At 73.7% G+C, this 20,554-nt stretch carries 16 protein-coding genes and 1 pseudogene; 9 read left to right on the top strand and 8 right to left on the bottom strand.

From position 1 onward, the window contains the following. The first annotated feature begins 29 nt into the window (after window positions 1-29). Window positions 30-599 (top strand): hypothetical protein, encoded by a 570-nt coding sequence (locus QRT03_RS03515; protein WP_286051105.1) that lies wholly within the window; start codon window positions 30-32, stop codon window positions 597-599. Next, window positions 596-985 carry an ankyrin repeat domain-containing protein gene (locus QRT03_RS03510; protein ID WP_286051104.1) on the top strand — a complete coding sequence of 130 codons (390 nt, stop codon included), beginning with the start codon at window positions 596-598 and terminating at the stop codon, window positions 983-985. The genes QRT03_RS03515 and QRT03_RS03510 overlap by 4 nt, the downstream gene beginning before the upstream one ends. Here QRT03_RS03510 and QRT03_RS03505 read toward each other — a convergent pair whose 3' ends face one another. Next, window positions 986-1,987 carry a carbon-nitrogen hydrolase family protein gene (locus tag QRT03_RS03505; RefSeq protein ID WP_286051103.1) on the bottom strand — a complete coding sequence of 334 codons (1,002 nt, stop codon included), beginning with the start codon at window positions 1,985-1,987 and terminating at the stop codon, window positions 986-988. A 49-nt stretch (window positions 1,988-2,036) separates the two neighbouring features. After that, the gene (locus QRT03_RS03500) at window positions 2,037-3,065 is read right to left on the bottom strand and encodes an AraC family transcriptional regulator (protein WP_286051102.1); all 1,029 of its coding nucleotides are present in this window, start codon (window positions 3,063-3,065) and stop codon (window positions 2,037-2,039) included. Window positions 3,066-3,116: 51 nt separating this feature from the next. Here QRT03_RS03500 and QRT03_RS03495 point away from each other — a divergent pair, with 51 nt between their 5' ends. Next, window positions 3,117-4,142, top strand: a complete 1,026-nt coding sequence (locus QRT03_RS03495) for an LLM class flavin-dependent oxidoreductase (RefSeq protein WP_286051101.1) — start codon at window positions 3,117-3,119, stop codon at window positions 4,140-4,142. Window positions 4,143-4,284: 142 nt separating this feature from the next. Here QRT03_RS03495 and pntB read toward each other — a convergent pair whose 3' ends face one another. Together pntB and QRT03_RS03485 are read right to left on the bottom strand one after the other, a co-directional pair. Beyond that, window positions 4,285-5,688, bottom strand: coding sequence for a Re/Si-specific NAD(P)(+) transhydrogenase subunit beta (gene pntB, locus QRT03_RS03490; protein WP_286051100.1), 1,404 nt, complete (start codon window positions 5,686-5,688; stop codon window positions 4,285-4,287). After that, entirely contained in the window at window positions 5,685-7,220 is a 1,536-nt protein-coding gene (locus tag QRT03_RS03485) for a Re/Si-specific NAD(P)(+) transhydrogenase subunit alpha (RefSeq protein WP_286051099.1), read from the bottom strand. The genes pntB and QRT03_RS03485 overlap by 4 nt, the downstream gene beginning before the upstream one ends. 242 nt (window positions 7,221-7,462) lie before the next feature. On the opposite strand from QRT03_RS03485, the gene QRT03_RS03480 reads away from it, so the two are divergent. Genes QRT03_RS03480 through QRT03_RS03465 form a run of 4 tightly spaced genes read left to right on the top strand, consistent with a single transcriptional unit; the run spans window position 7,463 to window position 13,597 of the window. Continuing rightward, window positions 7,463-9,598 carry a molybdopterin oxidoreductase family protein gene (locus QRT03_RS03480; RefSeq protein WP_286051098.1) on the top strand — a complete coding sequence of 712 codons (2,136 nt, stop codon included), beginning with the start codon at window positions 7,463-7,465 and terminating at the stop codon, window positions 9,596-9,598. After that, entirely contained in the window at window positions 9,598-9,942 is a 345-nt protein-coding gene (locus tag QRT03_RS03475; RefSeq protein WP_286051097.1) for a molybdopterin oxidoreductase, read from the top strand. Before QRT03_RS03480 ends, QRT03_RS03475 begins: the two co-directional genes overlap by 1 nt. Next, window positions 9,942-12,503 (top strand): nitrite reductase large subunit NirB, encoded by a 2,562-nt coding sequence (nirB, locus tag QRT03_RS03470; protein ID WP_286051096.1) that lies wholly within the window; start codon window positions 9,942-9,944, stop codon window positions 12,501-12,503. The genes QRT03_RS03475 and nirB overlap by 1 nt, the downstream gene beginning before the upstream one ends. Then, on the top strand, window positions 12,500-13,597 hold the full coding sequence (locus tag QRT03_RS03465) for a maleylpyruvate isomerase family mycothiol-dependent enzyme (protein ID WP_286051094.1): 1,098 nt from the start codon (window positions 12,500-12,502) through the stop codon (window positions 13,595-13,597). The genes nirB and QRT03_RS03465 overlap by 4 nt, the downstream gene beginning before the upstream one ends. 11 nt (window positions 13,598-13,608) lie before the next feature. On the opposite strand, the gene QRT03_RS03460 is transcribed toward QRT03_RS03465, so the two are convergent. From QRT03_RS03460 to QRT03_RS03450, 3 genes and pseudogenes are all read right to left on the bottom strand, one after another. Then, window positions 13,609-13,839 carry a hypothetical protein gene (locus QRT03_RS03460; protein ID WP_286051093.1) on the bottom strand — a complete coding sequence of 77 codons (231 nt, stop codon included), beginning with the start codon at window positions 13,837-13,839 and terminating at the stop codon, window positions 13,609-13,611. A gap of 343 nt (window positions 13,840-14,182) precedes the next feature. Next, window positions 14,183-14,743, bottom strand: a pseudogene (locus QRT03_RS03455) (DUF222 domain-containing protein); the annotation flags it as partial. A 246-nt stretch (window positions 14,744-14,989) separates the two neighbouring features. Beyond that, window positions 14,990-15,937, bottom strand: coding sequence for a hypothetical protein (locus QRT03_RS03450; RefSeq protein WP_286051092.1), 948 nt, complete (start codon window positions 15,935-15,937; stop codon window positions 14,990-14,992). 168 nt (window positions 15,938-16,105) lie between these two features. Between QRT03_RS03450 and valS the strand changes: the two genes are divergently transcribed. Next, window positions 16,106-18,676: a valine--tRNA ligase gene (gene valS, locus QRT03_RS03445; protein ID WP_286051091.1), complete on the top strand. Its 2,571-nt coding sequence runs from the start codon at window positions 16,106-16,108 to the stop codon at window positions 18,674-18,676. 76 nt (window positions 18,677-18,752) lie between these two features. Here the strand turns inward: valS and QRT03_RS03440 are convergent, their stop codons facing one another. Beyond that, window positions 18,753-19,073: an adhesin gene (locus QRT03_RS03440; RefSeq protein WP_286051089.1), complete on the bottom strand. Its 321-nt coding sequence runs from the start codon at window positions 19,071-19,073 to the stop codon at window positions 18,753-18,755. Between the two features lie 104 nt (window positions 19,074-19,177). Here QRT03_RS03440 and QRT03_RS03435 point away from each other — a divergent pair, with 104 nt between their 5' ends. Beyond that, window positions 19,178-20,521 (top strand): hypothetical protein, encoded by a 1,344-nt coding sequence (locus tag QRT03_RS03435; protein WP_286051088.1) that lies wholly within the window; start codon window positions 19,178-19,180, stop codon window positions 20,519-20,521. The last annotated feature ends 33 nt before the right edge of the window (window positions 20,522-20,554 follow it).

The raw sequence follows: 20,554 nt of genomic DNA, 5'->3' as shown, positions 1-20,554 counted from the left end.
TTCACGAGCGCACAGGGAAGGGGTGGCCCGTGAGCCCGCACGTGCACGACGAGACCGGGAGCCGCGACGACGCTCCCGACTCGCTCCTGGTCCGGGTCCGGGCGTCCATCGCCCACCACCCGCTGCTCGTGGGCGGTCCGTTGATCGCGGTCGCGATCGTGGCCGGCTTCTCCGACGTGCGGGACGCCAGCCTGGTCTCGCTCGGCGCGGTCGTGGTGTTCATCGTCGTGCAGCTCTTCACGCTCGCCCACGACGACCGGCTCTGCCTGCGCTGCATCGCCGACAGCCCGACGAACCCGGCGCAGGTCGTCGAGCGCCGCCGGCACTGGCTGCGGCTCTTCCACACCGCCACGACGACGGCGGGGATCTCCATGCTCGTCGTCGTGGCCGCCGTCGGGGTCGCCGCGGGGCTGTTCATCCGCCCCGGCTGGGGCGACCTGGTGCTCCTCCTGCCGCTCGGGACGATGGCGCTCACGGTGCTGCACCGCCGGGTCGAGCCGTGGTGCCCGTACTGCGGCTGGGGCCGTGACGACGACGGCGAGGACGCCCCCGAGCCCACGCCGGATCCCGACGTCGCGGCGCCGCTGTCCCGGTCGTGACCGACGACGCCCCGCCCGAGCTCGCCGAGCTCGCCGGCCGCCTCTTCGACCTGGCCCGGGCCGGCGACGCGGAGTCGCTCGCGGCCTACGTCGACGCTGGTGTGCCTGTGAACCTCACCAACGGCTCCGGGGACACCCTCCTCATGCTCGCCGCCTACCACGGCCACGCCGGGGCGGTCCGGGCGCTCGTCGCGCGGGGCGCGGACGTCGACCGGGTGAACGACCGCGGCCAGGCCCCGTTGGCGGGTGCCGTGTTCAAGGGCGAGGACGACGTGGTGCGCGCCCTCGTCGACGGCGGGGCGGACCCGCGGGGTGGTCATCCGACCGCCGTCGACACCGCCCGGATGTTCGGCCGCGACGATCTGCTCGGGCTCCTGGAGACCTGATCACTCCGCCGCGGCGAGGTCGTCGGCGTCGACGAAGGCCGGCATCGTCGGGACGCTCCGGTCGACGACGACGGGGTTCGGGGCGCGGTTGATCAGCAGCCGCATCACGTCGGGCCGGGAGTAGTGCCCGACCGGGTCGGCGGCGGACTTCGCGATGGCGATCAACGAGAAGTCCAGGTCGGCGACCACCATGCCCTCCTGCGTCTCGGCGAGGTTCTCGCCCAGCGGGCTGCCCTCCGGGCCGAAGATCCGGGCGAACCCGCCGCCCTGCAGGAGCAGCTGGCGCTTGACCTCGGTGTCGCAGAACAGGTCGTGCGCGGCCTGCCCGACGACGGCGCACGGCGCGACGACGAACGTCTGGCCCTCGACCGCGTAGACGAGGCTCGCCGCGTTGTTGACCTCCGGCCCGAGGGCCTGCGCGGCGCCGCGGTAGACCGAGAAGCTCGGCCAGGCGCCGACGTGGATCTGCTCGTTCATGCTGTACATCGCGTACTTGGTGAGCGGCTGGAAGTGCTCCCAGCAGTTCAGGGCGCCGACGCGGCCGAGCGGGGTCTCGTGGACCTGGATGTCGCTGCCGTCGCCCTCGCCGAACACCGAGCGCTCGACGTGGGTGGGCTTGAGCTTGCGGCGCACGCTGACGACCCGGCCGGTGTCGGAGATCAGCGCCTGCGACATGTAGAGGCTGCCGCCGGCGCGCTCGCTGAAGCCGAACACGACGTGGATCCCGTGCTGCCCGGCCGCCGCGGCGATCCGGGCCATGTGCTCGCCGTCGCGGGTCATCGAGTTCTCGGCGTAGCGGGGCACGTACTGCATCCCCATGGCGGGCGCGTCCAGCCAGATCCACCACGGGTAGCCGGGGACGAACGTCTCGGGGAACGTCACGAGCTGCACGCCCTGCGCCGCCGCCTCCCCGATCAGCCCGATCATGTGCTCCACGCCCGCGTCCAGGTCCAGCCAGCGGGGTTCGGCCTGGACCGCGGCGGCGCGCACCACGTGCGTCATGGGGACACTCCTCGTCGATCGTCGACGGGTCCTCGCCCGTCGTGCCCGATCAGCAGGGTGCGCCGTCGGGGCGGCCCCCGGGTGACGACGCGTGCCGGCCGGGGTCACCAGGCGTGCCGTCCTGCGTGCGGTAGGCCCCCGGCGAGGAGCCGGTCGCCGCGCGGAAGGCGCGGTGGAACTGCGCCGGGCCCGCGAACCCGCACCGGGCGGCGACGGCCGCGACGGGGAGGTCGGGGTCGGAGCGCAGCAGGGTCCGCGCCCGGGCGACCCGTTCGCGGCGGAGCAGCTCGGAGAGGGTCGACCCCTCGGCGGCGAGGACCCGGAAGAGGGTGCGGCGGGAGAGGTGGCAGGCGGCCGCGACGTCGTCGGCGGTGACCCCCGGGGTGCCGGCGGCGCGGGCGACGGCCCGGCGGACCAGCTGGCGGGTCGCGGCCTCGGCCCCGGGCGTGGACGCGGAGGCGGCGGCGAGCCCGAGCGCGAACTCGAGCAGGCCCACGGCGTGCGGCGCGAGGCCCGGCGTCGGGCGTCCCGCGTGGTGCTCGCGCACCATGCCGCGGAAGAAGTCGGTGACCAGGCGGACCGCGCCCGACCCGTCGAGCGGCACCGCCGTGGCCCCGTCGACCCGGGCCCCCGGGATCGCGCTGCGGGGCACCTGGACGACGAGCTGGCGGAACGCGTCGTCGAACTCGAGGGTGTACGGGCGGGTGCTGTCGTAGAAGGCCATGGAGCCCGCCGTCAGCGGCGCCACCCGGCCGGCCTGGTGCACCGTCCCCCGTCCGTCGAGCTGGATGCTGGCCAGCAGGTAGTCCTCGTGGCTGCGGGCGATCAGCGTGCGCGTCCGGTCCACCCGCTGACCGGCCGCGTCGACCAGCGAGAGCTCGACCTCGTCGAGGGCGCTGTGCTCGATGGCCCCGCGGAACGGACCTTCGCCCCGCGGCCGGGCAGAGAGCTGCACGAACGCGTCGCAGATGAGGTCCCGCCAGTAGTCGAAGGCCTCGCCCTGCTCCACCGCGCCCGTGGACCAGGTGCTGCTCCCCATGCCCTCGGGATCGAACCCCTGCACGCGGCGGAAGTCCACGCCGGCGACCGATCCGGGATGACGCTGCCGCATCGGTGCGTTGCCCCCGGTATGGGCATCCCGATCTCGGTCCTCGACCTGTCCCCGGTCCCCTCCGGTGCGCCCGCCTCGCAGGCCCTGCACGACACCGTCGAGCTCGCCCGGACCGCCGAGGCCGCCGGGTACCGCCGCTACTGGCTCGCCGAGCACCACGGCATCGCGAGCGTGGCGAGCTCCGCGCCCGAGGTGATGATCGCCGCCGTCGGGAGCGCGACGAGCACGATCCGGGTGGGCTCCGGCGGGATCATGCTGCCCAACCACAGCCCGCTGAAGGTCGCCGAGACGTTCCGCGCGCTCGCCGGTCTCTTCCCCGACCGCGTCGATCTCGGTCTGGGGCGCGCGCCGGGCACCGACCCCCGCACCGCGATCGCGCTGCGCCGCTCGCACGAGGCGCTCACCGCCGACGATTTCCCGGACCAGTTCTCGGAGCTCCGCGGCTACGTCGACGGCTTCGACGCCGACCACCCGTTCGCGGGCATCGTGGCCGCCCCCGACGACGTGCCGCTGCCGCCGGTCTGGATCCTCGGGTCCAGCTACTACGGCGCGCAGGCCGCCGCCGCGTTCGGCACCGGCTACGCCTACGCGGGCCACTTCGGCGGCGCGGACGCCGGCGAGGCCACCCGCATCTACCGGCAGTCGTTCCGGCCCAGCGACGCCGCGGGCGCGCAGGGGCCGCACGTCATCCTCGGTGCCGCGGCGATCGCCCACCCCGACCCCGAGCGGGCGTACGCCCTGGGTCGGGCGAACGCGCTGTCGATGGCCCGGCTGCGCACCGGCAACCCGGGCCCGCTGCCCAGCCCGGAGGAGGCGCTCGCCCACGACTGGTCGGCCGCCGAGGAGCACATCGCCCGCTCGATGGCCTCGAAGGTCTCCGTCGGCACGCCGGAGCAGGTCGCCGAGGACCTCGAGCGCAAGGCCCGCGAGGCCGACGCCGACGAGCTCATGATCACCACGGCGATCCACGACCCGGCCGAGCGGCGGCAGTCGGTCCGGCTCGTCGCCGAGGCGCTGGGCACGTCGGCTCTGACGCCGGCCTGACCGCCACCGTCGAGCGAAGGGCCCCTCGGGTCGAATAGACGGGCCGTGGGCGCCCCTCACCAAGCCGAGCCCGAACGAGCGAAGGGCCCCTCCGGTCGACTAGATCGACCGAAGGGGCCCTTCGCTCAATTCCGGCGTGGCCCTACAGCGCCGCGAGGATGTCCTCCACGCGGTTCTTGGCGTCGCCGAAGATCATCGACGTGTTCTCGCGGAAGAACAGCGGGTTCTGCACGCCCGCGTAGCCGACCGCCATCGAACGCTTGAAGACGACGACGTTCTTCGCCTCCCACACCCGGAGCACCGGCATGCCGGCGATCGGGCTGCCCGGGTCCTCCATGGCGGCCGGGTTGACGGTGTCGTTCGCGCCGATGACCAGGACGACCGAGGTGGAGGCGAGGTCGTCGTTGATCTCGTCCATCTCGAGCACGATGTCGTAGGGCACCTTGGCCTCGGCGAGCAGCACGTTCATGTGCCCGGGGAGGCGGCCGGCGACCGGGTGGATGCCGAAGCGCACCTCGACGCCCTTGTCCCGCAGCTTCCGCGTCAGGTCCGCCACCGGGTACTGCGCCTGGGCGACCGCCATGCCGTAGCCCGGCGTGATGACGACGGACGACGCCTCGCGCAGCATCTCGGCCACCTCGTCGGCGCCGACCTCCCGGTGCTCGCCCTCGACGGCCGCCGCGGTCCCGGACTCCACGCCGAAGCCGCCGGCGATCACCGAGATGAACGAGCGGTTCATCGCCTGGCACATCACGTAGGACAGGTAGGCACCGGAGGACCCGACGAGCGCGCCGGTGACGATCAGCAGCGTGTTGTCCAGCAGGAAGCCCGACGCGGCCGCGGCCCAGCCGGAGTAGCTGTTCAGCATCGACACGACGACGGGCATGTCGCCGCCGCCGATCGAGGCCACCAGGTGCCAGCCGAGCGCGAGGGCGACCGCGGTGATGGCGATCATGACGCCGAGCGACGGCGCGACGACGAACGCGACGGTCAGCGCGGCGAAGGCCACGAGCGCGCCCAGGTTCAGCGCGTTCTTGCCCGGCAGGGTCAACGGCCGGGACTTCATCCGCCCGGAGAGCTTGCCGTAGGCGACGATCGAGCCGGTGAAGGTCACGGCGCCGATGAACACGCCGACGCCGACCTCCACGGAGTGGATGCCGAGCAGCTCCGGCGCCACCGTGGTCTGCGCCGCGCCGACCGCCTCCACCTCGAGGTAGCCGTTCCACCCGACGAGCACCGCGGCCAGGCCGACGAAGCTGTGCAGCAGCGCGATCAGCTCCGGCATGCCGGTCATCTCGACCACGCGCGCCCGCCACAGCCCGATCCCGCCGCCGATGACGAAGCCCGCGACGAGCAGGGCGACCGCCCCGGCCTCGAGCGACCCGGCGGCCAGGACCACGGTGGCGACCAGGGCCACCGTCATGCCGGCGATGCCGTAGACGACGCCGTTGCGGGCGGTCTCGTGCTTCGAGAGCCCCGCGAGGCTCATCACGGTGAGCAGCGCGGCGACGATGTACGCGGCGGTCGCCGCGGCCTCGGGACTCATGCGGCCGGACCCTTCGTGAACATGGCGAGCATGCGGCGGGTCACCGCGAAGCCGCCGACGATGTTGATGCTGGCGAGCACGATCGCGATGAACGCGAGGACCGACACGACGAGGCCGTGCTGCCCGAACTGCAGCAGGGCGCCCACGATCACGACGCCCGAGATGGCGTTGGTGACCGACATCAGCGGCGTGTGCAGCGCGTGGTGCACCTTGCCGATGACGTAGTAGCCGATGACGACGGCGAGCACGAACACCGTCAGGTTGGTGGCGAGCTCGGCGGGCGCGAACGCGGTCGCCACGAACAGCAGCGCCAGCCCCAAGGCGATGCCCCCGTAGCGCCACGCGGGCGAGCGCGGCTTCGCCGGTTCGACGACGGGCGTGGACTCCTCGATCGCGGGCGCCGCGGCGGGCGCGGCCGAGACCGACACCGGGGGCGGCGGCCACATCACCTCGCCGTCCTTCGCGACCGTCATGCCGCGCACGACGACGTCGTCGAGGTCCAGGACGAGCTCGCCGTCCTTCTGCGGGGTCAGCAGCTTCAGCAGGTTGACCAGGTTCGTCCCGTAGAGCTGCGAGGCCTGCGCCGGCAGCCGCGCCGCGAGGTCGGTGTCCCCGATGATGGTCACGCCGTTCGCGGTGACGACCACCTCGTCGGGCACCGAGCCCTCGACGTTGCCGCCCATCCCCGCGGCCATGTCCACGACGACACTGCCGGGCCTCATCGAGGCGACGTCGGCGGCGGTCAGCAGGCGGGGGGCGGCGCGGCCCGGGATGAGCGCGGTCGTGATGACGATGTCGACGTCCGCGGCCTGCTCGGAGTAGATCTCCGCGGCGCGTCGGTCGTAGGCCTCGGAGGTCGTCCGCGCGTAGCCGTCGGTGGAGCGTTCCTGCTCCACGTCCACCGTCAGGAACTCCCCGCCCAGGGAGCTGACCTGCTCGGCCACCTCCGGGCGGGGGTCGGTGGCGCGGACGATCGCGCCCAGCGACGACGCCGCCCCGATCGCGGCGAGCCCGGCCACACCGGCGCCCGCCACGAGCACCTTGGCCGGCGGCACCTTGCCCGCCGCGGTGACCTGGCCGGTGAAGAAGCGCCCGAACCGGTTGGCCGCCTCGATCACCGCGCGGTAGCCCGCGATGTTGGCCATGGAGCTGAGCACGTCCAGCGACTGGGCCCGCGAGATGCGGGGCACCGCGTCGGTGGCCAGGACCGTGATCCCGCGGGCGGCGAGGTCCGCGACCAGCTCGGCGTGCTGCGCGGGCGCGACCCGGCAGACCAGCGTCGCCCGCTCCTGCAGGCGGGCCAGGTCCTCCGGCGCCGGAGTGTTGACGGCGAGGACCACGTCGGCCGACCACGGGTCGCCGAGCTCGGCGCCGGCGGCGACGTAGGCCTCGTCGGGGAAGTCCGACCGGGCGCCGGCACCCGGCTCGACGGTGACCGTCCAGCCGAGGTTCTGCAGCCCGATCACCGTCGCCGGCGTCGCCGCCACACGGGTCTCGCGTTCCCGGGTCTCCCGGGGGACACCGATGCGCACGCTCGCGCCCCTTCTGCTCGGGCCCCGGACGGGGGCCTGCTCCGGCTGCCGGATCCACCGACGGCCGTGCGGCGGACAGTAGACCGGGTGCCGTGCCCAGCATGTGACCTGTCTCGCTTCGGGGCAGGCTGAACGATCGAGATGACCGGCGTCGCACTCCTCACCGGCCCCTCACGGGCGGGTCGGGAGGTGTAGCGCTCACGTAACGGCCGCGACACACCCGGCACGGAACGTGGGACGCCGTGAGCCTCCCCCTCGTCGACGTGTCGACCGGTCCGGTCGACACGCACTGCCCCTACTGCTCCCTGCAGTGCGGCATGACGATCACGGCGCGCCCGGAGGCCGAGGGCGGCGGCTACGAGGTCGACGGCGCGAACTTCCCGACGAACCGCGGCGCGCTCTGCGAGAAGGGCCGCAGCTCGGTCGAGCTGCTCGCCCACCCCGACCGTCTGACCACCCCGCTGGTCCGAGACCACCGCGACGAGCCGTTCCGGGAGGCCACCTGGGACGAGGCGCTGGACCGGGTCGTGGCCGGCCTGACGGTGGCCCGCGAGCGGTTCGGGCCCGACGCCGCGGGACTGTTCGGCGGCGGAGGCCTCACCAACGAGAAGGCCTACCAGGCGGGCAAGTTCGTCCGGGTCGCGCTGGGCAGCGCCTCGATCGACTACAACGGCCGCTTCTGCATGTCCAGCGCCGCCGCGGCCTCGAACAAGGCCTTCGGGATCGACCGGGGCATGCCGTTCCCGCTCGCGGACGTCGCCCGGGCGGACACCGTCATGCTGGTCGGCTCCAATCCCGCCGACACCATGCCGCCCGCCATGCGCTGGTTCGCCGCCGGCCGCGAGCGCGGCGCCCGGCACCTCGTCGTCGATCCCCGGTACACCGCCACCGCGGCCGCCGCCGACGTCCACCTGCAGCCCGTGCCGGGCACCGACCTGGCGCTCGCGAACGGGCTGCTCCACCTCGCGATCAAGCACCGGCTGGTCGACACCGCCTACGTCGCGGACCGCACGACCGGCTGGGACGCCGTCCGGCGCGCGATGCGCCAGTACTGGCCGGACCGGGTCGAGCGCATCACCGGGGTGCCGGTGCGGGTCATGGAACGCGCCGTGCGGATGCTCGCCGAGTCGCGCGCCACGATGATCCTCTCCGCCCGCGGGGCCGAGCAGCACGCGAAGGGCTCGGACACGGCACTCGCGTGGATCAACCTCGCCCTCGCCCTCGGACTGCCCGGGCGCCCGTTCTCGGGGTGGGCGACGGTCACGGGTCAGGGCAACGGCCAGGGCGGACGCGAGCACGGGCAGAAGGCCGACCAGCTGCCGGGCTACCGGATGCTCGCGGACCCCGCCGCGCGCGCCCACGTCGCCGGGGTGTGGGGCGTCGACCCCGACGAGCTCCCGCGGCCCGGGGTCTCGGCCTACGAGATGCTCGACCGGCTCGGCACCCCCGGCGGGGTGCGTGCGCTGATGGTCGTGGCGTCGAACGTCGTGGTCAGTGCGCCCCGCGCGGCGCACGTCCGCGAGCGGCTGCAGGCGCTGGACTTCCTGGTCGTCTCGGACATGTTCCTCTCCGAGACCGCGGAGCTCGCCGACGTCGTCCTGCCCTGCGCCCAGTGGGCGGAGGAGGAGGGGACGATGACGAACCTCGAAGGACGGGTCCTGCGACGACGGCGGGCGGCGCGGCCGCCGGAGGGGGTGCGCTCGGACCTGGAGGTCCTCGCCGAGCTCGCGGACCGGCTCGGCCGCGGCGCGTTCTTCTCCGACGACCCGCGGACCGTGTTCGACGAGCTGCGCCGCGCCTCGTCCGGCGGGAAGGCCGACTACGCGGGCATCAGCTACGAGCGCATCGAGGCCGAGCGCGGCGTCTTCTGGCCCTGCCCCGACGACGAGCACGAGGGCACGCCGCGGCTGTTCCGCGACCGGTTCGCCACCCCGGACGGCCGCGCCCGCTTCCACGTCGTGCACCACCGCGCCGCGGCCGAGAGCCCGGACGACGAGTACCCCTACCGCCTGACGACGGGTCGCTCGCGCGCCCACTACCAGTCCGGCACCCAGACCCGGCGGACGAAGGCGCTGCTCGACGCCGAGGCCGAACCCGCCGTCGAGATCCATCCCGACCTCGCCGCGCGCCTCGGGGTCGCCGAGGGCGGGGACGTCCTGCTGCGCACCCGGCGGGGGACCGCGCGGATGCGGGCCCGGCTCTCCCGCGAGATCCGCCCCGACACCGTCTTCGCGCCGTTCCACTGGGCCGGCGAGCAGACGATCAACGCCCTCACCAACCCCGCGCTGGACCCGGCCTCGCGGATGCCGGAGTTCAAGGTCTGCGCGGTCGCCCTCGAAGCCGCCACCACCACCACGGAAGAGGTCCCCGGAGTATGATGACCACGCCGCGATTCCTGCAGGGCGCGTTCGCCTTCGAGGGGCAGGGGCTGGACAAACCGGCCCTGTTGCACCCGTCGCTGACCTACACCGTGCCGGAGGGCGTCACCGGCCAGGTGCTCTACGTCCGGGCCGGCAACTCCTCCGACGAGCTCGCGACGGTCGTGCTCGCGTTCGACGGCACCCCCGCCCGCTGGCTGCCGGTGGGCGCGAAGCAGGACATGCACGTCTCGCTGCGCGTGGTCGAGGACCTCCTGGCGGGGAGCACCGTGGAGATCCACTACTCCGCACCTGCCGGGGTCTCCGGGACGCTCGTCGTCGACTGCGGCCTGGTGGAGGTCTGATGACGGCGACGCTCGCGACCGGGCAGGAGGCCGGGACCCCGGAGCCGGGCCGCGCGAAGCTGGTCGTCGTCGGGAACGGGATGTCGGGGGCGCGGGCGCTCGAGGAGATCCTCGCGCGCGGCGGCGGCGACCTGTTCGACATCACGGTCTTCGGCGAGGAGCCGTACGGCAACTACAACCGCATCCTGCTCTCCGAGGTGCTCGCGAACGCGGCGTCGGGCGAGGACGACGACGAACTGTTCCTCAACCCCGTCGACTGGTACGTCGAGAACGGCATCACGCTGCACGCGGGCGTCCGGATCGTGCGGATCGACCGGCACGCCCGGGTGGTGCAGGGTGACGACGGGTCGGTCACGCCCTACGACACGCTGATCCTGGCGACCGGGTCGCGCTCGTTCTTCCCGCCCATGGAGGGCATGTGGGCGTCGCGGACCGAGCTGACGCCGGGCGTGTTCGGCTTCCGGTCGCTCGACGATGCCCAGGGGATGCTGGCGCACGTCCGGGAGCACCGGACGGCCGTCGTCATCGGGGGCGGTCTGCTCGGCCTGGAGGCGGCCGCGGGACTGCAGGCGCACGGGGTGGCGGTGCACGTCGTGCACCCGACCGAGGTGCTGATGAACCAGCAGCTCGAGGCCGAGGCGTCGAAGGTGCTGCGCTCGAAGCTCGAGGACCTGGGGATGCACATGCACCTCGGGGTGAAGACCTCGGAGATCCTGGTGGGAGACGGAGCGCAGCGGAGCTCGACCGGAGGACGCCGCGACGGCGCCGTCTCCGGCGTGCGGTTCACCGACGGGTCGACGCTGGACTGCGACATGGTCGTCGTCACCGCCGGCATCCGGCCGAACATCGGGCTGGCGATGGTGAGCGGCCTGGAGACGCAGCGCGCGATCGTGGTCGACGACCGGATGCGCTCGGTGGACGACGACTCGATCTTCGTGGTCGGGGAGTGCGCGCAGCACCGGGGCGAGGTGTACGGCGTCGTCGGGCCCCTGTGGGAGCAGGCCGAGGTGCTCGCGGACGTCGTCACGGGCGCGAACCCGGACGCGGAGTACCACGGGTCGCGGCTGGCCACGAAGCTCAAGGTGGCCGGGGTCGACGTCGCGCAGATGGGGCTCAAGACCCCGGAGCGCGCGAGTGACGAGTTCGTCCAGTTCTCCGAGACGGGCCGCGGGGTCTACCAGACGGTGATCATCCGGGACGGCACGCTGATCGGGGCGACGCTGGTCGGCGACGTCTCGAAGGTCGCGGCGCTGACCCAGGCCTTCGACTCCCGCTCGGCGCTGCCCGAGGAACGGGTCAAGCTGCTGTTCGACCTGGGCTCGGCGGACGACTCGGCCTCGGCCGCGGACCTCCCCGACGACACCCAGATCTGCAACTGCAACGGCGTCTCCAAGGGCGACCTCGTGGCGTGCGTGCACGACGGCGCGGACTCGGTGTCGGCGTGCATGGCGGCGACCCGGGCCGGCAAGGGCTGCGGGTCGTGCAAGGGGCTCGTCCACGAGGTCGTCGAGGCCGCGCTGGGCGGCGGGGGCGCGGCGGACCCGGCCGAGTCGTACTACGTCCCCGGCATCCCGCTGGACAAGCCGACGCTGATGGCGGAGATCCGGGCGCGGGAGCTGAAGAGCGTGTCCGCGGTGTTCGAGGCGCTGGCGCCGGAGGGGAAGGACGACGTCGGCTCGAAGATGGGGCTGACCGCGCTGCTGCGGATGATGTGGCCGGACGACGTCGTCGACGAGCGGGACGGCCGGTTCATCAACGACCGGGTGCACGCCAACATCCAGCGGGACGGCACGTTCTCGGTGGTGCCGCGGATGTCGGGCGGCGTCACCAGCCCCGACCAGCTGCGACGGATCGCCGACGTCGCCGACAAGCACGACATCCCGATGGTGAAGCTGACCGGCGGCCAGCGCATCGACCTGCTCGGCGTGCCGAAGGAGAAGCTCCAGGAGGTGTGGGCGGACCTGGACATGCCGTCGGGCTGGGCGTACGGCAAGTCGTTCCGGACGGTGAAGACCTGCGTCGGCACCGACTTCTGCCGCTTCGGGCTCGGGGACTCCACGAAGCTCGGCATCGACCTCGAGGAGCGCTACAAGGGCATCGAGGGGCCGGCGAAGATGAAGCTCGCCGTCTCCGGGTGCCCGCGGAACTGCGCGGAGTCGATGGTGAAGGACGTGGGGCTCGTCGCCGTCGAGGGCGGGCAGTGGCAGATCTACGTCGGCGGGGCCGCCGGCGCGACGATCCGGAAGGGCGACGTGCTCGCGACCGTGGACTCGCACGAGGAGGCCGTCCGGATCACCGGACGGTTCCTGCAGTACTACCGGGAGAACGCCAACTGGCTCGAGCGGACCTACGACTTCGTGCCGCGGATGGGTCTGGACCACCTGATCGCCGTGGTCGTCGACGACGCCGAGGGGATCGCGGCGGACCTCGACGCGCGGATGCAGGAGGCCGTCGACGCCTACGTCGACCCCTGGGCCGCCGACCAGCAGGAGGCGACCCCGGGCCAGTTCCACGACGCCCTGCCGCTGGTGCCGCTGCCGCAGGTCCCGGTGCGCTCGTGAGCGGCGCGGTGCGGACCCGGCTCGGGCCGGTGGACCAGATCCCGCTCGGAGAGGGGCGCGCGTTCCTGGTCGGGGACGAGCCGGTGGCGGTGTTCCGGCCACGGTCGGGCGGGCTGCACGCGCTGCGGGCGACCTGCCCGCACCGGGGCGGCCCGCTCGCCGACGGGCTCGTCGACGCCGACCTGGTGATGTGCCCGTTGCACAACCACCAGTTCCGGCTGGCCACGGGCGAGTGCGTCTCCGGTGGCGGGGTGGACGACGTGGCGGCGTACACCGCGACCGACGAGGACGGCGAACTCGTGGTGAGTCTCGTGGCCCGTAGGGCAGGCTGCACTCTCGTGCCCAGCGACGAGCTGCTCCTCCAGGCCACCGCCTTCGCCGACGCCGTGAGCGCGCCGGCCGCGGGCGACGACCTGTCCGCTCCGGTGCCGACCTGCGGGGACTGGACGGTGCGTGACCTCGCCGCGCACCTCGGTCGCGTCCACCGCCGGGTCACCGCGACGATCGAGACCGGGGCGGACCAGATGCTCGACCGCGACGCCGATGTCCCGGACGGCGTGCCGCCGGACTCCCGGGACGAGGTCGCCACCTGGCTGCTCCGCGGAGCCGCGGCCCTCGCCGGGACCTTCCGGGCGAGCGGCCCGGACCGGCAGGTCGGCGGGTTCGGCCGCCCGACCACCGTCGCCTGGTGGGAGCGCCGCCAGCTCCACGAGACCCTCGTGCACCGCCTGGACGCCGAGCTCGCGGTCGGCCTCGAGCCGCTGGCCGACGTCGCCCCCGAGCTGGCGGTCGACGGCATCGCGGAGTGGTACGACCTGCTCACCGACTTCCGCAGCGGCTCCCGGCGGGTGCGTGGCTCCGGGGAGACGATCCACCTGCACGTCACGGACGCCCCGGACGGCGAGTGGCTGATCCGGCGGGGGCCCGAGGGCGTGACGATCACGCGCGAGCACGTCAAGGCGGACGTGGCCGTGCGCGGACGGGCCGTCGACCTGCTGGCGGTCGTCACGGGACGGGCGGAACTCGGGCACGTCGAGGTGTTCGGCGACCCTGCGGTGGCCCAGGATTGGTTCCGGGTGTCGGCCCTGGGCTGAGCTGCGGCGGCTCATGGTCCGTCGCGGCTGGTGTAGGTGTGGCCGGTCGGGGTCGTCGTCTGCACGGTGTGCGGCTGATCGCCGAGGCCGTCGTCGATGAGATCGGTGGACCAGCCGGGGAGTTCTTTGACCTGGTTGCCGCGCACACACGTACGGCGCCCGTTGCCCAGGCTGGTCGGGCCACCGGCGGTGCGGCCGCGGATGTGGTCGGTGTGCCGGGCGGGGGCTTGCCGCAGGTTCAAGGGAGCACGCCGATAGGGGGTCGCGGCAGCGGCCGTGGTCGCGGTAGTGGATCAGGGTGGCGAGGAACCCGTCGAACAGTCGGCGTTGGGGGTCGCCGCCGACGAGGCGTCCGGAGCGGGGGTGGGTGAACAGCCGCCGCCACCACTTCTTGCCTTGGGTGGTGTTGAGCAGGTCGGCGACGATCCCGCCGGGTAGCGGCCCGTAGCCGACGACCTCCCCGGTCTTCCCACTGTCGGGGTCGGTGAGGGCGTCGAGGGGGAGCACGATGCCGACCTCGACGGTGACGTCCTCGGCGAAGGTCTGCCCGGTGATCCGCTCGACCAGGGTGTCGGCCACGATCTGGTCCCGGCTGCGCCCGTCGGCGTCGCCGCCGGCGATCAACGTGTCCGCGTACGTGCGGAGCGCGGTGATGCAGGCGACGCCCTGCTCGACCGGCAACAGCCCCGACAGCATGGACATGGTGTCCGGGGCGGGGCGCAGCGTGACCCGCCGCTGCGTTCGGGCGGTCCGCCCACGGTGGGTGAACCCGGCCGGGTCGGCCTCGTAGGCCAACCGCTTGATCGTCGCTTCGGCGGCGAACCGGCTCTGGGTCTCGATTCCCGAGGCGGCGACCTGCTGGTCCACCAGCCGGCGGAGTTCCGGGTCGAGGTGACTGGTCAGCGAGACGACGTGCTCGGCGAGCCGCTCGCTGATCCTGCCCGCGGCCAGCATCCCGCGGGTGCACGGCAGATCGTCGGCCAACGCCTGGGCGACCCCGAGCCGCCGGGAGCCCACTGTCGGGGACACGTGGCAGGCCAGCGCGATCTGGTCGGCGATGCCCCTGCCGAGGTCGCGGGGGTCGAGTTCGTGGGCGGCGATCAGGTCGGCCTGAGCTTCGACGTGGGCTTTCGCGAAGGCGACCATCTCGGTGTGCTGGGCGGCGGCCAGCGCGGAGCGGGTCTGTTCGAGCAGCGCGATCCGGTCGATCCGGGCGGCGTCGGTGACTCCGCACGACGGGTCGGTGGGCTGATCGGCGAGTTCGGCGAGGCGTGCGAGCAGCGCGGTCAGCTCCACGCCGACCGCGTCCCCACCACCGTCCGAACTCATGTTCGAAGAATAGCGCGACCCCCCGACAGTCACGCCGACGTCGACACCGACCCCGGGCTGGCCTCAGACCGTGAGACCCACGACGACCGCGGCCGCTCCCAGGCACGCGGCCCCGACGCCGAGGTAGAGCCCGCGTCCGACCCCGTCGGCCCGGAACATCGCGAAGGCACCGATCCCCAGCGCGGCCACCCCGAACAGCGCGCCGACGAGGTTGAACAACGGCGTGCTGCCGAGCGCGTCGGCCGGCATCACGCGCGGCAGCAGCCCGGACCACGGCGCGAGCCCGATCAGCACCCCGATCGCGCCGACGACGGTCCCGACGAGGCCCGTACGGCCCTCGAGGCGGCGCTCCCACGGCAGGGGTTGGCGGGCCGCGACGGGCGTCCGGGCCCGAGCTGGGCCGACGCCGGTCGAGCCGTAGGAACCGGTGCCGAACGCCCCGGGACCGACCCGTCCCGACGTCGGGCGGACCGAGAGCGCTCGCAAGGACGAGTCGGCGGCCGGACGCTGCCGCGGCACCGCGGCGTGGTCCGCCCGGCGACGGGCGCGGTCCAGGTCGGTCCGCCGCACGGGCGTGGTGACCGGCTCGTCCTCGGTCGGGGCCTCCGGCGGCCGCGGCGACCTGCCGGCGTCCGACGTCAGCGGTGTGCCGCCGCTGCCGTGCCGTGCGTCCTCGGCCGGCGATTCCGGCGGGCGTGACGCGGCACCGACGTCCGACGTCGGCCGCGTGCCCCCGGGCGGCGCCTGCGCAGGCACCGCACCCGTCGTCGGGAAGGCCGGGGGAAGGCGACGGAACCCGGAGGGCGGGGAGTCGAGCGAGCCGCGCTGCTGCATCGGCACGTTCGCGAACTCGGTGGACGGCGCCGCGTCGGGCGCGCGGTGCCGGCCGCCCTCGCGGCGCGGCGGGGTGTAGGTGCTCGGCACTCCGGGCTCCCCGGCCTCCCGGCCGTACCCCCGGCCACCGGTGGCCCGGTGACGGGCCTGCTGCGAGTCCTGCGCCGGCATCGACATCCACTCCCCCGAACAGACGTACTCCAGCCGCCACGTGCGCGACCCCGACCACTCTGTCCCCGCGGGCCCCCGCAGCGTTACCGGTTCCACCCACCCGGCCCAGCAGCACCGCCGGACCGGGGGACCCGCGCCCGGGAACGCCGACGACACCCTCCGTAAACTGGGAGCATGACGCAGTCCCCCCGGGTTCCCGAGAAGCCGACGCTCGACGGTCTCGAGGACACCTGGGCGCCCGTATGGGAGGAGCAGGGCACCTACGCGTTCGACCGGACGGCCCAGCGCGCGGACGTCTTCTCCATCGACACGCCGCCGCCGACGGTCTCCGGGTCCCTGCACGTCGGGCACGTCTTCAGCTACACCCACACCGACGTCGTGGCGCGGTTCCAGCGCATGCGCGGCAAGCAGGTCTTCTACCCCATGGGGTGGGACGACAACGGGCTGCCGACCGAGCGTCGCGTCCAGAACTACTACGGCGTCCGCTGCGAGCCGAGCCTGCCCTACGACCCCGACTTCACCCCGCCGGAGAAGCCGGGCAAGCAGCAGATCGCCATCTCGCGGCGCAACTTCGTCGAGCTGTGCGAGACGTTGACCGCCGAGGACGAGCAGGCCTTCGAGGCGCTGTGGCGCCGCGGCGGGCTCTCGGTCGACTGGTCGCACACGTACCAGACCATCGACGCCCGGGCCCGCGCGATCAGCCAGCGCGCCTTCCTGCGCAACCTCGACCGCGGCGAGGCGTACGTGTCGATGGCGCCGACGCTGTGGGACGTCACGTTCCGCACCGCCGTGGCGCAGGCCGAGCTGGAGGACCGCGAGCACACCGGCGCGTGGCACCGGATCGCCTACCACGGCGCGGATGCGCCGGTGTACATCGAGACCACGCGTCCCGAACTGATCCCGGCCTGCGTCGCGCTGATCGCCCACCCCGACGACGAGCGCTACCAGCCGCTCTTCGGGACGACGGTGCGGTCCCCGCTCTTCGACGTCGAGGTCCCCGTGCTCGCGCACCCGGCCGCCGAGATGGACCGCGGCGCGGGCATCGCGATGTGCTGCACCTTCGGTGACCTCACCGACGTCCAGTGGTGGCGCGAGCTCGACCTGCCCAACCGCACCGTCATCACCCGCGACGGCCGCCTGCTGCGCGAGACCCCGGAGTGGATCACCTCCGAGCAGGGCCGTCAGCGCTACGAGGAGGTCGCCGGCGCCACGGTCTTCACCGCCAAGGAGAAGATCGTCGCGATGCTCGCGGAGACCGGGGATCTGGAGGGCGACGTCCGGCCGGTCACCCGCCCCGTGAAGTTCTTCGAGAAGGGCGACAAGCCGCTCGAGATCGTCTCCAGCCGGCAGTGGTACCTGCGCAACGGCGGACGCGACACCGAGATGCGCGAGGCCATGCTGCGCCGAGGCGACGAGCTGGTGTGGCACCCGGACTACATGCGCCACCGCTACGCCGACTGGGTCCGCGGGCTCAACGGGGACTGGCTGGTCAGCCGCCAGCGGTTCTTCGGCGTGCCGATCCCGGTCTGGTACGCGCTCGACGCCGACGGCGAGGTCCTGGGAGAGCAGGTCCTCACCCCGGACGAGACGGCGCTGCCGATCGACCCGACCACCGACGTGCCGCCCGGCTACACCGCCGACCAGCGGGACGTCCCGGGCGGCTTCACCGGCGACCCGGACGTGCTCGACACCTGGGCGACCTCGTCGCTGACCCCACAGATCGCGGGCGGCTGGAGCGTCGACGACGACCTGTTCGGCCGCGTCTTCCCGATGGACCTGCGCCCCCAGGGCCACGACATCATCCGCACCTGGCTCTTCTCGACGGTGGTCCGCAGCTCGTTGGAGTTCGGCGAGCTGCCGTGGGCCCACGCCGCACTCTCGGGCTGGATCCTCGACCCGGACCGCAAGAAGATGTCGAAGTCCAAGGGCAACGTCGTCACGCCGATGGGTCTGCTGGAGGAGTTCGGCTCCGACGCGGTCCGCTACTGGGCGGCCGGCGGGCGCCCCGGCGTCGACACCGCGTTCGACCGCGGGCAGATGAAGGTCGGCCGGCGGCTCGCGATGAAGCTGCTCAACGCCTCGAAGTTCATCCTCGGGGTCGGCGTCGGCGCGGGTCTTCCCGACGTCGGGTCGGTGACGGCCCCGATCGACCGCGCGCTGCTCGCGCGGCTCGCGGGCGTCGTCACGAAGGCCACCGACGCCCTGGAGCGGTTCGACTACGCGGTGGCCCTCGAGGTCACCGAGCAGTTCTTCTGGTTCTTCTGCGACGACTACCTCGAGCTGGTGAAGTCGCGGGCCTACGGCGAGTTCGACGACGCCGGCCGCGACTCGGCCCGGGCCACGCTCGCGGTGGCCCTGCGGGTGCTGCAGCGGCTGTTCGCGCCGGTGCTGCCGTTCGTGGCCGAGGAGGTGTGGTCGTGGTGGCAGGACGGCTCGGTGCACCGGGCCGCCTGGCCCACCACCGCCGAGTTGCCGGGCACCGACGGTGTCGACGAGGGCGTGCTGGACGTCGCGTCCGACGTCATCTCGGGCATCCGCCGGGGCAAGTCCGACCAGAAGCTCTCGATCCGCACCGAGGTCGAGTCGCTGTCGGTCTCGGCGCCGGAGGCGCAGCTGGAGGCGCTGCGCGTCGTGCTGGGCGACGTGCAGGCGGCCGGCCGGGTGCGCGACGTCGAGCTGGTGCCGTCCGAGGACGGCGAGCTGGTGACGCGCGTGGGCGGGCCCGTGGAGACGGTCCAGGCCTGACGGGACCTCAGCGGAGCTCGACCCGGGAGCACCGTCCGGGCGGCGGGTGCCCCGCACCCGCCGTCGTGGACCCGCTCTAGGTCTGGAGCTCGGACTGCGGGGTGATGGCGAAGCGGTACTCGTCGCCCGAGCCGTCCGTCTCGTTCTCCGGGATGCGCTCGACGTCGAGGACCTTGTCGTCCAGCGCGGACGCGGCCATCGGCTCCAGGAAGATCACGGCGCCGCCGCCCTCGAGGACGGTGTCGTCCGCGGCCGGGTTCGGTGCCACGGAGAGCTCGAGGCCCTCCTCCGCCATGTTCGGCGTGGCGGCGATCCGGAGACCGGATCCCTCGGGCATCTCGTTGGTCTCGAGGATGTTGGAGATCGCCTCGGCCGCCGTCTCCGTCAGTGCCAGCATGCCCCGTTACCATACGGATCACGGAAAGGTCACGCACGTCAGCGCGCGCGCCATCACACGGGTTGGTCCACCGGCCCGGCGCCTGGTCACGGAGGAGAGCGGCCATGGCACTCCCGGTCCCCGAATCGGCCGCCGGGACGCGGGAGGACATCCTCCGGATGCTCACCGACGTCCCCGAGGGGCTCTCGGACCGTGAGCTCGCGGAGTCGCTCGCGCCGGACCACCCGGGCCTGGACTACAAGGCCGTGAACCACCAGTGCCGCAAGTTGGTGGGCGTGGGCGCGGTGGAGCGGGTCGGGACACGGCCGGTGCGCACCCGCCTGCTGCCGGGTGCGGCCGAGGCGATGGCCCGGGCGTACGCGGCGGCGGCGCCCGGCGAGGACGACCCTGCCGCACCCGACCGGCCCATCCGGGACGACGACGGCGACACCGATGACCCTGAGGTGACCCTCGCGCCGACCACCCCGGGCCTCCCGCCCGTCCAGGCCGGCGTCCTCGCCGCCCTCGCCGGGGCACCGGACGGCCTGACCGACAACGAGATCGCGGCCGCCCTGGCCCCCGGGCACCCGGACGTCGACCCGAAGGCCTTCAACTACCAGTGCCGCAAGCTGGTCAAGGCCGGGCTGGTCGAGCGGTCCGCACGGTCGAGGGACGCACCGATCCGCACCCGGCTGACCGAGGCCGGGCAGGAGGCGGCGGCCGCGGCCGGACCGGCGGTCGGCGGGACCGGCGAGGAGGCGCTGCCCGTCGAGGCCACCGAGGCCACCGTGGAGGCCCGACCGGCGCCCGTGAGCGCCGTTCCGGACGCTCCGGACGAGCCGGAGCCCGCCCCCGCCCGGTCCCGGCGCCCGCGGCACCGTCCGAAGGCACCCAGCGACGACGTCGCCCGCATCCGGCGCTCCGAGCGCGACGGGGACGACCCCGACGACCCGCCGCTGCGCTTCCTGCCGTTCTCCGCGTCGGCCACGGTCGTCCTGCGCGAGCGGCTGGCCCAGCGGGCGGCGCTGCGCGCGGTGCCGGAGCGGGCGCAGGAGGTCGTGCTCCCGGTCCGCGACGTGCTGCAGGGCTGGTCGCGCACCCAGAACGTGGCGGCGGCGGTGACGACGTGGCTCACCCGCCGCGGCGGCAGCGTGCGGCGGGTGACCGAGCAGGGGCCGGCGCTGGACCTGGTGGCGTCCCTGGACGGCGACGACGTGCACGTCGAGGTCACGGGGTGGCCCCCGGACGGGGCGCGGTCCCACCCCAGCACGCTCGCCGCGGACTGGTTCCGGGCCGCGAGCGCCGCGGCCGTGCAGCGCCGCCGGGCGCACCCGCGCAGCCGGATCGTGATCGCGCTGCCGGACACCCGCCGCTACCGCGGGCTCGCCGCCGACGCCGCGTCGACACTGGACGGGGCGCGCACGGAGGTGTGGTTCGTCGACGCCGCGGGGCAGGTCCAGCTCTCCTGACGGGTTGCCCGCCCACGAGCCCGGGTAGCTCCA

Origin of the sequence: Actinomycetospora termitidis (genome assembly GCF_030286555.1) — a bacterium.
Taxonomy (GTDB): domain Bacteria; phylum Actinomycetota; class Actinomycetes; order Mycobacteriales; family Pseudonocardiaceae; genus Actinomycetospora; species Actinomycetospora termitidis.
Note: the sequence above shows the minus strand (reverse complement) of the source record. Positions and strands in the feature narration are given on the sequence as shown.